Consider the following 14,234-nt stretch of genomic DNA (forward strand, 5'->3'; position numbering starts at 1 on the left):
CTCATGTCATCGCGCTGATAAAGCATAGTTCAGCGTCGTGACAACAGTATGCCGTGCGCTAGGCCGCGTCGCGCGGCAGCAACAGCCCCAATGGCAGACACACCCGGGCTTCCAGCCCGCCGCCGGAACGGTTGCGCAGCTCGACACTGCCGCCATGCAGCGCAGCGATGCGCTTGACGATGGCCAACCCCAATCCAGCACCCTGGCCGCCGCGGGCACGGTCGCCACGAATAAAGGGGTTGATAATGCTGCCCAGCTCGGCGGGATCAATGCCCGCGCCACGGTCCAGTACGCTGAGTACGACGTAAGGTGCGCTGTGATCACCCGCCAGGGAAACCGCCACTTCTACGGCATTGCCGCCGTAGCGCAGGGCGTTCTCGATCAGGTTGACCAACAGGCGCTTGAGCGACACCCGTCGCAGCGGAAAGGCCGGCACAGGCTCTAGGCACAGGCGCACCATTTCCTGCTTCTGGTTGTAAGGCGCGACCACCTCACGAATCAGTTCGAGCAGATCGAGTTGTTCCAGCGGCTCGTCACGGCCGTCGCGGATAAAGGCCAGGAACTGATCGAGGATCGCATCCATGTCTTCGATATCGCGCACCATGTCTTCGGTCAGTTCCGAATCGGTGTGCAGAAACTCCATGGACAGGCGCAGCCGAGTCAGCGGCGTGCGCAAGTCATGGGACACCCCGGCGAGCATCAGCTCGCGCTCGCGAGCGGCCTGTTCGACGTCTTCGGCCATCTGATTGAAGGCGCGGTACACCTCGGCCATTTCGCTCGGCGTATCGCCCACCGGCAGGCGCACACTGCGCCCCTTGCCGATCTGCCGGGCGGCAAATACCAGGCGCTTGAGCGGTGCGCTGAGCTGGCGTACAAAAATCCAGGCGGCGGCGGTGGAGAGCAGACCAATCGCCAGAAACCAGCCGAGCACACTCCAGATCCGCTGACCACGCAACGGATGCGGGTACAACGGCACCCGCAGCCAGTCATCGCCCAGCGCCGGCGCATGCACCCAGAGCGCTGGCGGGCTCTTGGCACGCACCCGCACTTCGGTATCCGGGCCCAGCTCAGTCTGCATCTGCCGGGCAAAAATCTCGCTATACGGCCAATGCTGCTCGGTGGCCGGCACCTGTTCGTGTGGCACGCGCTTGAGGCCAGCCGCTTCGGCGATGGTGGCGCGGTCTTCCGGGTCCGCCGCCCAATAGGCACGCAGGGTCAGCGCGGCGCCGTGGCTGTATTGGCGGTCGACCAGCACGTCTTCGTTCATCATCAGATAAACCAGGGTCAGCGCCTTGGAGAACAGCACCACGATCAGCACCAGCCACAGCGTGCGGGCGAAAAAGCTTTGCGGGAACCAGAGAGGGGTTTTCATGGTGACTCGACGTGGTCGTAGGGTGGATCGCGCCTCATCGATCCACCGAGCAGAAACAGAGGTGGATGAATAAAGCGTCCTCCACCCTACGGCAGTTACTTATTGCCATCCGGCACAAACACATAACCCACGCCCCAGACCGTCTGGATATAGCGCGGCTTGGACGGATCGGGTTCGATCAAGCGGCGCAGGCGGGAAATCTGCACGTCGATGGAACGCTCCAGCGCATCCCACTCGCGGCCCCGGGCCAGATTCATCAGCTTGTCGCGGGTCAGCGGCTCGCGGGCGTGCTGCACCAGCGCCTTGAGCACAGCGAACTCACCAGTGGTGAGCATATGCACCTCATCACCCTTCTTCAGTTCGCGAGTGGCCAGGGACAGTTCGTAGTCGCCGAAACTCACGCTCTCGTCTTCGCTGCCCGGCGCGCCTGGCACTACCGGCGCCTGGCGGCGTAGCACGGCCTTGATCCGCGCCAGCAGCTCGCGCGGGTTGAACGGCTTGGCCAGGTAATCGTCGGCGCCCAGTTCCAGGCCCTGGATACGGCTGGCCTCGTCGCCCTTGGCGGTGAGCATGATGATCGGCACCTGATTGTTCGCCTCACGCAGACGGCGGCAGGCAGACAGGCCGTCCTCGCCCGGCAGCATCAGGTCGAGGACCACCAGATTGAACAGCTCGCGCGCCAGCAAACGGTCCATCTGCTCGACGTTTTCCACCGCACGCACGCGGTAGCCCTGCTCGTCGAAGAAGCGCTCAAGCAGGCGACGCAGGCGCGCGTCGTCGTCAACGATAAGGATTTTTTCGCCTTCAGCGGGAAGTGCAGTGCTGCTCATTCAGGGCTCCTTGTCCGGGCATCCGCCGGGCGCGGGCGCGCTGGCAGTGTGGCAATGGCCGGCATTATGGCTCAGGAGCCGCAGCCGACGTGCAGCCCATTGTTAGCAGATTTTTCCCCGACTGGTTCCCGGCGCACTGCCGGGCAGTGTTTATAATGCGCGGCTTTCGTGTCTGGCCCGTGCTCTGCGTGGCCGGTTTTTCGTTTCCGTGTGGGTAGCTTTTTATATGCTCAGCATCAACAACCGCATCGCCGAAGAACTGGGCGTACGCCCGCAACAGGTCGCCGCCGCCGTGGCACTGCTCGATGAAGGCTCCACCGTGCCGTTTATCGCGCGCTACCGCAAAGAGGTCACCGGCAGCCTGGATGACACCCAGTTGCGCACCCTGGAAGAGCGTCTGCGCTACCTGCGCGAGCTGGACGAGCGCCGCGCCAGCATCCTCGCCAGCATCGAGGAACAGGGCAAACTGACCGCCGAGCTCGCCCGCGAGATCAACCTGGCCGACACCAAGACCCGCCTGGAAGACCTCTACCTGCCGTTCAAACAGAAGCGCCGCACCAAGGGCCAGATCGCCCTGGAAGCCGGCCTCGGCGAACTGGCGGACGCGCTGTTCAATGACCCGACGCTGAACCCCGAGAGCGAAGCCGAACGTTTTATCGACGCCGAAAAAGGCTTTGCCGACATCAAGGCCGTGCTCGAAGGCGCCAAATACATCCTCATGGAACGCTTCGCCGAGGACGCCAACCTGCTGGCCAGCCTGCGCAGCTACCTCAAGGACAACGCTATCCTCAGCGCCCGTGTAGTCGCCGGCAAAGAGAACGAAGGCGCCAAGTTCCGCGATTACTTCGAACACGACGAGAAGCTCAAGGGCGCGCCCTCGCACCGCGCTCTGGCGATTTTCCGCGGTCGTAACGAAGGCATCCTCAGCGCCAGCCTGAAAGTTGGCGAGGAAATCCCAGGGGCCATGCACCCCTGCGAAGGCATGATCGGCGAGCGCTTCGGCATTTCCGCCCGCGGCCGCGCAGCGGACAAATGGCTGGGCGAAGTGGTGCGTTGGACCTGGAAGGTCAAGCTCTACACCCACCTGGAAACCGACCTGTTCGGCGAGCTGCGTGAAGCCGCCGAAGACGAGGCGATCAACGTGTTTGCGCGCAACCTGCACGACCTGCTGCTCGCCGCCCCGGCCGGCCCGCGCGCCACCCTGGCACTGGACCCGGGCCTGCGCACCGGCTGCAAGGTGGCGGTAGTCGATGCCACCGGCAAGGTGCTGGAAACCTCCACCGTTTACCCGCATGCGCCGCGCAATGACTGGGACGGCACATTAGCGATCCTGGCCAAGCTGTGCGCCAAACACGCCGTCGACCTGATCTCCATCGGCAACGGCACCGCCAGCCGCGAAACCGACAAACTGGCTGCCGACCTGATCAAGAAGCTGCCGGGCCTAAATCTGACCAAAGTCATGGTCAGTGAAGCGGGCGCCTCGGTGTATTCCGCTTCGGAACTGGCCGCCAAGGAATTCCCGGATATGGACGTGTCGCTGCGTGGAGCAGTGTCCATCGCCCGCCGCCTGCAGGACCCGCTGGCCGAACTGGTGAAGATCGACCCGAAATCCATCGGTGTCGGCCAGTACCAGCACGACGTGTCGCAGCTCAAGCTCGCGCGCTCGCTGGATGCGGTGGTCGAGGACTGCGTAAACGCCGTCGGCGTGGATGTGAACACCGCTTCCGCCGCGCTGCTGGCGCGTATTTCCGGGCTGAACACCACCCTGGCGCAGAATATCGTCGCCTTCCGTGACGCCAACGGCGCGTTCAACAGCCGCGCCGACCTGCTCAAGGTGCCGCGCCTGGGCGACAAAACCTTCGAGCAGGCCGCCGGCTTCCTCAGGGTGATGAACGGCAGCAATCCGCTCGACGCCTCCGCCGTGCACCCGGAAACCTACCCGCTGGTGCAGCGCATCGCTGCCGACACCGGCCGCGATATCCGCTCGCTGATCGGCGACTCGGGCTTTCTCAAGCGCCTCGACCCGAAGCAGTTCACCGACGATAAGTTCGGCCTGGTGACCATCGGCGATATCTTGAGTGAGCTGGAAAAGCCCGGCCGCGACCCGCGCCCAGAGTTCAAGACCGCCGAGTTCCAGGAAGGCGTGGAAACCCTCAATGACCTCAAACTGGGGATGATGCTCGAGGGCGTGGTGACCAACGTGACCAACTTCGGCGCCTTCGTCGATATCGGCGTACACCAGGACGGTCTGGTGCATATCTCGGCGCTGTCGGAGAAATTCATCAAGGATCCACACGAGGCGGTCAAGGCTGGCGACGTGGTCAAGGTCAAGGTCATGGAAGTCGACATCCCGCGTAACCGCATTGCCCTGTCGATGCGCATGGGCGACACCCCAGGCGAGAAAATCGAAGGGGCGCGTGGCGGGCAATCCCGTGGCGGCAAGCCGGGCGGCAACGCGCCGCGCAGCGAACGCCATTCCAGCCAGGACAAGCCCGCGCCAGCCAGCGGCGGCATGGCAGCGCTGTTTGCCAATGCCAAACAACTGAAGAAATAAGCCAACGCCCGCAGGCCCACGGACATACGATCTATGTCCGTGGGCCTCGCGCCCGCCCCTCCCGCGTCGCCCTGACGCAAATGCACTGCGCGCAGCTATAACCTTCTTCACCCGCCTCGGGTTATAAAGCGCTATCGACCGCTGAACGCGGTTTTCTCGCCCCCTTGTAGAGCACGCGTGTTGTCCCCATATTGAGGCGACCGATGCGTGAAGGAATGCAATCTTGAGCGACCTGTTAACCCGCCGCCTGGCCCAGCTTGGCGAGCGCGCCAACCTCTCCCTGCTTTCCCAATGCCTGCACGGTATCGAGCGCGAATGCCTGCGCGTCGATAGTGATGGCCAGCTGGCGCTGACGCCGCACCCGGCCGCCCTTGGCTCGGCGCTGACCCACACACAGATCACCACCGACTACTCCGAATCGCTGCTGGAATTTATCACCCCGGCCGAACCGGACCCGGCAGCGACCTTGGCCGATCTCGAACAGATCCACCGCTTCGCCTACAGCAAGCTGGACGGCGAATTCCTGTGGAGCCCGTCGATGCCCTGCGCCTTGCCGGATGAAGAAACAATCCCGATCGCCCGCTACGGCAGCTCGCATATTGGCGAGCTCAAGTATGTCTACCGCAAGGGGCTGGCCCTGCGTTATGGCAAAACCATGCAGTGCATCGCAGGCATCCACTACAACTTCTCCCTGCCCGACGCGCTGTGGCAACTGCAGCAACAGGCCGAAGGCGATACGCGCAGCGCGCGGGATTACCAGTCGGCGCGCTATATCGCGCTGATCCGTAACTTCCGCCGTTACAGCTGGCTGCTGATGTACCTATTCGGTGTCTCGCCGGCGTTGCACAAGGGCTTTATGCGCGGCAATCCGCATCAGCTGCAGGAGCTGGACGCCGACACCCTCTACCTGCCTTATGCCACTAGCCTGCGTATGAGCGACCTGGGCTACCAGAGCAATGCCCAAGCCGGCCTGACGCCCTGCTACAACGACCTCACCAGCTACACCGACAGCCTGCGCCAGGCGGTAGGCACGCCTTACCCACCCTATGTGGAAATCGGCGCGAAGAAGGACGGTGAGTGGCTGCAGCTGAACACCCATATCCTGCAGATCGAGAACGAGTACTACTCCAACATCCGCCCCAAGCGTGTGACTTACAGCGGTGAGCGGCCGATCCAGGCGCTGATGGCCCGTGGCGTGCAGTACGTTGAAGTGCGCTGTCTGGACATCAATCCGTTCCTGCCACTGGGTATCGACCTGACCGAGTCGCGTTTCCTCGACGCTTTCCTGCTGTTCTGCGCACTGGCCGACAGCCCGCTGCTGGAAAGCGACGAATGCCATGCCTGCACCGACAACTTCCTGAGCGTGGTCAAGGAAGGTCGCCGTCCGGGCCTGCAGCTGCAACGCAATGCTCAGCCAGTAGCGCTGCAAGACTGGGCCAGCGAGTTGCTCGAACAAATCCTGCCGCTGGCCGAGTTGCTCGATCAAAGTCACGGTGGCGACGCCCACTGCCTGGCCCTACAGGCGCAACAGGCCAAGGTTGCCGATGTCAGCCTGACGCCGTCGGCACAGGTGCTGGCAGAGCTGCAACAAGGCCTGAGCTTTACCGAATTCGCATTGCGCCAGAGCAAGCTGCACGCCGACTACTTCCGCAGCCAACCGTTAAGCACTGAGCAGCAGGCCGCCTTCGAATCCAGAGCCGCCCAGTCGATTCAAGACCAAGCCGAACTGGAAGCCCAGGAACAAGGCGACTTCGACAGTTTTGCTGCCGCCTATCAGGCCAGCATCCTGGCCCTCACGGTTTAACCCTGTTTACGGTCTGCTGTGCGTCGGCCCTGCGGCGTTAAACACGGGCTCGGATGCGAGCCCAGTCGGAATACTCACGTACCGTACACTCCGCTTCCTCGCCGTTTTGACCAGCCGGAGGCTGTTACTGACGTAGCGCCTTGCATGGCTCTAGCTCGCCAGCCTCTAAACAAGGTCTTACCGATAAGCCGGCATTTCGCCAACTGCATCACATAAACCGTCAGCGGTGGCAAAAGCGGGATCAGCGGCGCAGCCCTGCCTAAGCGATGCGGCTAGCATTGCACGGGTAAATCCACTGCGAGCTGCCGCCATGGCCTGCCCCAACCTCAACACGGAAGATGACCAGCACTGGAGCCTGGAAAGCCTTAACAAGGCTTACCAACAGGGCTACATGGCAGGGCTGACCGGACAAGCCAACACCCCGCGCGGGCTCGCCGCCGATGTGTTGATCGCTGCCTGGGAAGCCGGCTGGGATGACGGCCACGAGCAATTCGAGCTGCACAAACGCTACAGCGCCTAACCCTCGCTCCACCCAATCTTCACTTGCCCACACTGTTAACGCCCGCGGCACTTCAGCCTGCTCGGCGGCGTTTCGTCTTGTCTTTGATCGGCGTTTGCTTTGCCATAGCGTATTATTCGATTTTTATTCGATATAAATCGATAAAAACTTATCAGGCGTCTTAAATTTTGCTTCTAATGCCGATTTTTATCGGATATATATAGGTCATCCACTGCCATGACCTACCCGCGAGGCATGGCACAGCCGCAGGCCTCTGCTAGTGTCAGATGACCGCCCCAACTGCTCTTGAGGTGCCAAACCATGCCCCGTATCGTTACCGTCGCCGCCACCCAGATGGCCTGTTCCTGGGACACCGCCGCGAATCTCGCCAACGCTGAGCGGCTGGTGCGTCAGGCCGCCGGCAAGGGCGCACAGATCATCCTGCTGCAAGAGCTGTTCGAGGCGCCGTACTTCTGCCAGAAGCCCAACCCGGACTATTTGCAACTGGCTACGCCGGCCGAGAGCAACCCGGCGATTCTGCACTTCCAGAAAGTCGCCAAGGAACTGCAGGTGGTCCTGCCGATCAGCTTCTATGAACTGGCCGGCCGCGCGCGTTTCAACAGCATCGCGCTCATCGACGCCGACGGCAGCAACCTCGGGATTTATCGGAAAAGCCATATCCCGGACGGCCCGGGCTACCACGAGAAGTACTACTTCAACCCCGGCGACAGCGGCTTCAAGGTGTGGAACACCCGCTACGCCAAGATCGGCGTGGGCATCTGCTGGGACCAGTGGTTCCCCGAGTGCGCGCGCAGCATGGCGCTGCTCGGTGCCGAAATTCTGTTCTACCCGACCGCCATCGGCAGCGAGCCGCATGACCCGAGCATCAGCTCACGCGATCATTGGCAGCGCGTGCAACAGGGCCACGCCGGCGCCAACCTGATGCCGCTGATTGCCAGCAACCGCATCGGCCGTGAAGACCAGGGCGACTACCACATCAATTTCTATGGCTCCTCGTTTATCGCCGACCAGTTCGGCGCCAAGGTGCAGGAAGCCAACGAAACCGACGAAGCGGTGCTGATGCACAGCTTCGACCTGGATCAGCTGGAGCATATCCGCAGCGCCTGGGGCAGCTTCCGTGACCGCCGCCCTAACCTCTACGGCCCGCTAAAAACCCTCGACGGTCATCTGGCCTCCGAGTAAAAACGCCTCGTAGGATGGGTTGAGTCGCGCAGTGTCGATACCCATCATGACCCTCGATGGGAATCAACACTCGCCCCATCCGTCCCGCTCAATGTTTTGGTGACCCTATGACAACCCTGACGACTACCCCACGCGCCGACGGCTTCCGCATGCCCGCCGAATGGGAAAGCCACAGCCAGACCTGGATGGTCTGGCCCGAGCGCCCGGATAACTGGCGCCTGGGCGGCAAGCCTGCGCAAGCTGCGTTCACCGCAGTGGCCAGGGCGATTGCCGAGTTCGAACCGGTGACCGTGTGCGTGTCTGCCGGCCAGTACGAGAACGCCTGCGAGCGCCTGGTCCACAGCAATATTCGCGTGGTGGAAATCACCACCGACGACGCCTGGGTACGCGACACCGGGCCAACCTTCGTCACTAACAGCAGCGGCGAAGTGCGCGGTGTGGACTGGGCATTCAACGCCTGGGGCGGCCTGAATGGCGGGCTGTACGCCAACTGGGTGCGTGATGATCAGGTGGCGCGCAAGATCCTGCAGATCGAAGGGCAGCAGCGCTACCGTACCGATGAGCTGATCCTCGAAGGCGGTTCGATTCATGTCGACGGCGAAGGCACCCTGATCACCACCGAGGAATGCTTGCTCAACCCCAACCGCAACCCACACCTGAACCGTGAGCAAATCGAGCAGTACCTGGCCGATCACCTGGCCATCAACAGCGTGATCTGGCTGCCGGACGGCCTGTTCAACGACGAGACTGACGGCCACGTCGACAACTTCTGCTGCTACGTGCGCCCCGGTGAAGTGCTGCTGGCCTGGACTGACGATGCCACCGACCCGAACTACCCACGCTGCCAGGCGGCCATGCGCGTGCTGGAAAGCGCGCGCGATGCCAAGGGCCGTCAACTGATCGTGCACAAGATGCCGATTCCCGGCCCGTTGTATGCCAGTGATGAAGAGTGTGCGGGGGTGGATCTGGTGGCCGGCACCCAGGAGCGTGATCCGTCGATCCGCCTGGCCGGCTCCTACGTCAACTTCCTCATCGTCAACGGCGGCATCATCGCGCCCAAGTTTGACGACGCCAAGGACGCCGAAGCCGAAGCGATCCTGCGCCGCCTGTTCCCGCAGCACCGCGTGGTAATGGTACCGGGTCGAGAAATTCTCTTGGGCGGCGGTAATATCCACTGCATTACTCAACAGCAACCCGCGCCACAGTTGGCCTGACAACACCCAGTGGGGTGACTGACCACAGCAACAGTCCCCCACTGGGCGCACTTAACAGGCGGATGTTAGGCTGAGTCCATGAAGCCAACTCCTGCCACACCCCACGACAACCAGCCCCCCCATAGCCGCACAGAAAGCGAGGCCATCACCCAGGCACTCGGCAGCGGCAAGAACAAGCGCGTGCGCAAACTGCTGGCACGCATGCATCCCGGAAAAATTGCCGCATTGCTGGAGCTGCTGGATACCGAGCAACGCCTGATGCTGTGGCAACAGATCGGACCCGAGCTGGAAGAGCGCACCCTGCACCACCTGAGCCCGAGCCTGAGGGTGCAACTGGCCGGTGACTCTGCCGAATCAGGCCTAGCGGGTGATGAGCCTGACAACAGCCATACGAGCCAGTTGGAGGCCGTGCGCCAGGCACTGGCCCACGGCAAACTCAAACGCCTAGGCAAACTGCTACAACGCATGCATCCGGCCAAAGTCGCCGGCCTGCTCGAAGCCATGCCACCGGCAGAGCGCTACAGCGCCTGGAGCATGGTGGAAACCGAGCGGGCGGGCAAAGTGCTCACCTACCTGCATGATGAAATCCGTACCGCGCTGGCCCTGGAGCTCGAACCTGAGGACCTGATCGCCGCCACCGCCAAACTTGAGCTGGATGATCGCGTCGACCTGATCCAGGCCTTGCCAGCCAAGCTGGGTAAGCAGTTGCTGCACGCCAGCAGCACGGCGCAACGCCAGCAGCTTGAGTCGATGCTGTCCTACCCAGAGAACTCAGCGGGTGGCCTGATGAACGCCGACCCCATTCAGGTGCGCGCCGATGTCCAGGCCGGTGCCATTTTGCGCTACCTGCGCCTGCTCGAACGCCTGCCGCCACAAACCGACTTGCTGATGGTGGTCGACCGTAAAGGCCATTACCAGGGCGCCCTGCGTCTGAGCGAGCTGGTCACGGCTGAACTCGATCAGCGCGTCAGCGAGCTGATGCACCACGACATCGCCGGAATCGTTGTCACCACCAACAGCAATGAAGTCGCCCAGCTGTTTCAGGATCACGACCTGCTCTCTGCGCCCGTGGTCGATGAGCACAACCGCCTGCTCGGGCGGATTACCGTGGACGACGTGATTGACCTGATTCGCGAAAACTCCGACCGCGCCCTGATGCACATGGCCGGCCTGGATGACGAGGCCGACATCTTCGCCCCCGTGCTGGTCAGCGCACGCCGTCGTGCCCTGTGGCTAGGCATCAACCTGATCACCGCCTTCGGCGCCGCCTGGGTCATCGGTTTGTTTCAAGCGACCCTGGAGCAACTGGTCGCTCTTGCAGTACTGATGCCGATTGTCGCCAGTATGGGCGGCATTGCCGGCAGCCAGACCCTGACCCTGGTCATCCGCGGCCTGGCCTTGGGCCAGGTGCAAAAAGGCAATATCCGCATTTTGCTAAACCGCGAGCTGGGGATCTCCATCCTCAACGGCATACTCTGGTCAGTGGTCATTGCCCTGCTCGCTGTTGCCTGGTTTGACAACTGGGGGATTGGTGCGGTGCTGGGTGCAGCGATCCTGCTCAACCTGCTCTGCGCCACACTGTCCGGATGGGGCATTCCGCTGTTGCTGCACCGCATGGGCATTGACCCGGCGCTGGCCGGTAGTGTGATTCTGACCACGGTTACAGATGTGATCGGCTTCTTTGCCTTTCTTGGCCTGGCGACCATTCTGCTGCTCTAGGCGCCAGCTATTGCGGCGTCAGTGCACGCACAGCACACACGGGGTCTAGCGTGCACAGCGCCTGATAGTGGCTGATAAACACCTGCCCGCCAAAGCGCTCGAGAAAGTCCGAACGCAGCAACCTATCCATCACCGGCCCTTTGACTTCAGACAGGTGCAGCTGCACCTCGGCACTTTGCAACTGTTCGGCAATTGCTTCGAGGGCGTCCAGCGCACTGGCATCAATCTGATTGACCCCTGAGCACATCAGCACCAGATGACGGACCTCAGGACTCACGGCAATCAGCTCGCCGATGCGGGCCTCCAGGTAGCGTGCGTTGGGAAAATACAGGCTTTCATCAACCCGCAGCGACAGCACGCTCGCGCTCTGCACCGTGTCATAGCGCTGGACATTGCGAAAATGCTGGCTGCCCGGAACCTGCCCGACAACAGCCATATGCGGCCGGCTGGTGCGCCAGAGGAACAACAACAGTGACAGGGCAACGCCGAGCATAATGCCGGCCTCCACACCTTGTAACAGCACGCCGAAGAAGGTGGCTAACTGTGCGCAGCCTTCCGCTTTTGAGTAGCGCCAGGTGTGACGGAAGGTCGGCACATCAATCAGGCCAAGCACCGCCACCAGAATACTCGCCGCCAATACCGCCTGTGGCAGATGGCGCAATACCGGGGCCAGGCCGAGCACCGCGGCCAACATCAAACCCGCCGCAAAAATACCCACCAGCGGCGTAGCCATATTGCTTTGCCGGGCCACCGCAGAACGGGAAAAACTCGCCGCCACTGGCATCCCGCCGCTAAAGGCCGAGGCCACATTGGCTGCGCCCTGGCCCAGCAGCTCCAGATCAGGGCGGATCAATTGACGCTTGCGCATAGCCAGGCTTTGAGCAATGGAGATGGACTCGATAAACCCCACCAGAGCAATCAACAGCGCGGCCGGTAGCAGCTCACGTAACAGGCCCAGCTCCAGGTTCGGTAAACCCAATGTCGGCAGCCCCGACGGGATCTGCCCCACAACTCTGACCCCATAGGCCTCCAGTTGCAAAAGACCGCCTACGGACATGGCCAACAGCATCACCAACAAGGCGCTGAGCTGCTTCAGCCGCAGCGCCCAAGCAACTGACACGCCCAACAGACTCAGATTGCGCAACACCACCAGTACCACCAAGCTCACCACGCCCAGCAGCAGGGTCGGTTTATGTAACGCCGGCAATTGGACGTATAAAGCGGGAAGCACCTGCGGCAGGGTCAGACCATCAACGGACACCCCCAGTAAATAACGCAGCTGACTCACCGCAATCAGCACTGCCGCGCCACTGACGAACCCAGAGATCACTGGATGGCTGAGAAAGTTGGCAATAAAGCCCAGGCGCAACAGCCCCATCAACAACAACAGCGCACCGACCAGCAGCGTCAGCCCGATCGCGGCCGCACTGTAAGCGTCGCTACCGGCCACCGCGATCGGCGCTAATGCCGCCGCGGTCATCAGTGACAAGACCGCCACCGGCCCGAATGACATGGCCACCCCAGGGCTTGCACCGATCAACGCATACACCACCAACGGCAAGATACTCGCGTACATCCCCGCCACCGCTGGCAACCCGGCTAACTGCGCATAGGCCAAGGCTTGCGGCACCAGCAACAGGCAGATCAGGCAGGCCGCCAATAGATCGCGGCCTGCCTGACTACGGTCGTAGTTGCGCACGGTGTTGAGTAGCGGCCACTTATAACGCATTCAACGGTACCTTGAGGTAGCGCACGCCATTATCTTCGGCGGGCGGCAGATGGCCGGCACGCATGTTCACCTGCACTGCCGGTAACATCAGCGCAGGCATTCCCAGCCCCGCGTCGCGGGCCTGACGCATGGCAACAAACGCGTCTTCATCAATGCCCTGATGCACGTGCACGTTGTTCGCACGCTGCTCCGCCACCGTAGTTTGGTAACGATGCTGCTCACGACCTGGAGCCAGATAATCGTGGCACATAAACAGCCGGGTGCTGGCTGGCAAGGCAAATAGCCGGGCAATGGAACGGTACAGGACTCGCGCATCGCCGCCGGGGAAGTCGCAGCGCGCGGTGCCATAATCGGGCATAAACAGGGTGTCGCCGACAAACGCCGCATCGCCGATCAGGTAGGTCATGCAGGCCGGGGTATGCCCTGGCGTGTGCAGAGCGCGGGCGTTGAGTGAACCGATCTGGAACGCCTGCTCATCGTGGAATAACTGATCGAACTGGCGGCCATCAACGGCGAATTCGCCACCGGCATTGAACAACTTGCCGAAGGTGTTCTGCACCACGCGGATCTGCCCACCGATTGCCAATTGCCCACCCAAGGCAGCCTTGAGATAGGGCGCGGCGGACAGGTGATCGGCATGCACATGGGTTTCCAGCAACCACTGCACACTCAGACCATGCTCGCGCACGTAGGCGATCAGACGGTCGGCACTGGCCGTCGCAGTTCGCCCGGCCGCCGCATCGTAATCCAGCACCGAATCGATAATGGCGCACTGCCCAGTGGCCGGATCACTGACCACATAGCTGTAGGTCGAGGTGTCAGGGTCGAAAAAGGCCTGAATTAGCGGTGACATGGCAGCTCCTGCTTTGATAGTGATCTCCCGATCATCAATTACCCGCGCCGGCGTTCCAGCGCAGCAAACACAACCATGCCCACCAGCATGGCCGCCACGAACAACAGCACCTGCCAACGCCCGGTGAGCAGAATCGCCACGGCCGGCCCCGGACAGATGCCGGCAACCCCCCAGCCGATACCGAACAACAGGCTGCCACCGATCAACCGGCGATCCAGCTCGCGCTTGCCCGGCGACTGCATCGGCGCACCGAGCAAACTGCTGCGCTGCGCGCGCGCCCAACTGAAGGGTAAAAACGCCACACCAATCGCCGCCACCATCACCAGGGCCAGCGATGGGTCCCAGGCCCCGGCCAGGTCGAGAAACGCCAGCACCTTGGCCGGGTTGGCCATACCCGCGGTCAGCAGACCCATGCCAAAAATCACACCGGCGAGAAAGGCCATCAGTCTGCGCATGT

11 protein-coding genes are annotated in these 14,234 nt (G+C 62.2%); 6 read left to right on the forward strand and 5 right to left on the reverse strand.

All coding sequences use genetic code 11. The features are described 5' to 3' along the window. Nucleotides 1-58: 58 nt before the first annotated feature. Together AACX99_RS01345 and ompR are read right to left on the reverse strand one after the other, a co-directional pair. Nucleotides 59-1,372, reverse strand: coding sequence for an ATP-binding protein (locus AACX99_RS01345; protein ID WP_339409053.1), 1,314 nt, complete (start codon nt 1,370-1,372; stop codon nt 59-61). Nucleotides 1,373-1,467: 95 nt separating this feature from the next. After that, entirely contained in the window at nt 1,468-2,202 is a 735-nt protein-coding gene (ompR, locus tag AACX99_RS01350) for an osmolarity response regulator transcription factor OmpR (protein ID WP_090380028.1), read from the reverse strand. Between the two features lie 226 nt (nt 2,203-2,428). Here ompR and AACX99_RS01355 point away from each other — a divergent pair, with 226 nt between their 5' ends. From AACX99_RS01355 to mgtE, 6 genes are all read left to right on the forward strand, one after another. Next, nucleotides 2,429-4,756, forward strand: coding sequence for a Tex family protein (locus AACX99_RS01355; RefSeq protein WP_339409054.1), 2,328 nt, complete (start codon nt 2,429-2,431; stop codon nt 4,754-4,756). Nucleotides 4,757-4,979: 223 nt separating this feature from the next. After that, nucleotides 4,980-6,560, forward strand: coding sequence for a glutamate--cysteine ligase (gshA, locus tag AACX99_RS01360; protein WP_339409055.1), 1,581 nt, complete (start codon nt 4,980-4,982; stop codon nt 6,558-6,560). A gap of 310 nt (nt 6,561-6,870) precedes the next feature. Then, nucleotides 6,871-7,080, forward strand: a complete 210-nt coding sequence (gene rmf, locus AACX99_RS01365) for a ribosome modulation factor (protein WP_339409056.1) — start codon at nt 6,871-6,873, stop codon at nt 7,078-7,080. A gap of 300 nt (nt 7,081-7,380) precedes the next feature. Further along, nucleotides 7,381-8,262 carry an N-carbamoylputrescine amidase gene (gene aguB, locus AACX99_RS01370; RefSeq protein ID WP_339409057.1) on the forward strand — a complete coding sequence of 294 codons (882 nt, stop codon included), beginning with the start codon at nt 7,381-7,383 and terminating at the stop codon, nt 8,260-8,262. Nucleotides 8,263-8,369: 107 nt separating this feature from the next. Beyond that, nucleotides 8,370-9,476, forward strand: coding sequence for an agmatine deiminase (gene aguA / locus AACX99_RS01375; protein WP_339409058.1), 1,107 nt, complete (start codon nt 8,370-8,372; stop codon nt 9,474-9,476). Nucleotides 9,477-9,554: 78 nt separating this feature from the next. Further along, nucleotides 9,555-11,195, forward strand: a complete 1,641-nt coding sequence (mgtE, locus tag AACX99_RS01380) for a magnesium transporter (protein WP_339409059.1) — start codon at nt 9,555-9,557, stop codon at nt 11,193-11,195. A 7-nt stretch (nt 11,196-11,202) separates the two neighbouring features. Here the strand turns inward: mgtE and AACX99_RS01385 are convergent, their stop codons facing one another. The 3 genes from AACX99_RS01385 to AACX99_RS01395 are packed head-to-tail and all read right to left on the reverse strand — an operon-like array spanning nt 11,203 to nt 14,232. Further along, nucleotides 11,203-12,924 (reverse strand): SulP family inorganic anion transporter, encoded by a 1,722-nt coding sequence (locus AACX99_RS01385; protein ID WP_339409060.1) that lies wholly within the window; start codon nt 12,922-12,924, stop codon nt 11,203-11,205. Further along, complete coding sequence (locus tag AACX99_RS01390) at nt 12,914-13,777, reverse strand: MBL fold metallo-hydrolase (protein ID WP_339409061.1); 864 nt, start codon at nt 13,775-13,777, stop codon at nt 12,914-12,916. The genes AACX99_RS01385 and AACX99_RS01390 overlap by 11 nt, the downstream gene beginning before the upstream one ends. A gap of 38 nt (nt 13,778-13,815) precedes the next feature. Further along, nucleotides 13,816-14,232 carry a DUF6691 family protein gene (locus AACX99_RS01395; RefSeq protein ID WP_339409062.1) on the reverse strand — a complete coding sequence of 139 codons (417 nt, stop codon included), beginning with the start codon at nt 14,230-14,232 and terminating at the stop codon, nt 13,816-13,818. Nucleotides 14,233-14,234: the final 2 nt, after the last annotated feature.

This window comes from Pseudomonas sp. EA_35y_Pfl2_R5 (assembly GCF_963970805.1).
Classification (GTDB): domain Bacteria; phylum Pseudomonadota; class Gammaproteobacteria; order Pseudomonadales; family Pseudomonadaceae; genus Aquipseudomonas.

What these genes read in the sequence shown, in the direction of transcription:
- AACX99_RS01395 (WP_339409062.1), bottom strand. Translation starts at nt 14,232, where the DNA reads ATGCGCAGACTGATGGCCTTTCTCGCCGGTGTGATTTTTGGCATGGGT.
- AACX99_RS01390 (WP_339409061.1), bottom strand. Translation starts at nt 13,777, where the DNA reads ATGTCACCGCTAATTCAGGCCTTTTTCGACCCTGACACCTCGACCTAC.
- AACX99_RS01345 (WP_339409053.1), bottom strand. Translation starts at nt 1,372, where the DNA reads ATGAAAACCCCTCTCTGGTTCCCGCAAAGCTTTTTCGCCCGCACGCTG.
- mgtE (WP_339409059.1), top strand. Translation starts at nt 9,555, where the DNA reads ATGAAGCCAACTCCTGCCACACCCCACGACAACCAGCCCCCCCATAGC.
- aguB (WP_339409057.1), top strand. Translation starts at nt 7,381, where the DNA reads ATGCCCCGTATCGTTACCGTCGCCGCCACCCAGATGGCCTGTTCCTGG.
- AACX99_RS01385 (WP_339409060.1), bottom strand. Translation starts at nt 12,924, where the DNA reads ATGCGTTATAAGTGGCCGCTACTCAACACCGTGCGCAACTACGACCGT.
- AACX99_RS01355 (WP_339409054.1), top strand. Translation starts at nt 2,429, where the DNA reads ATGCTCAGCATCAACAACCGCATCGCCGAAGAACTGGGCGTACGCCCG.
- ompR (WP_090380028.1), bottom strand. Translation starts at nt 2,202, where the DNA reads ATGAGCAGCACTGCACTTCCCGCTGAAGGCGAAAAAATCCTTATCGTT.
- aguA (WP_339409058.1), top strand. Translation starts at nt 8,370, where the DNA reads ATGACAACCCTGACGACTACCCCACGCGCCGACGGCTTCCGCATGCCC.
- rmf (WP_339409056.1), top strand. Translation starts at nt 6,871, where the DNA reads ATGGCCTGCCCCAACCTCAACACGGAAGATGACCAGCACTGGAGCCTG.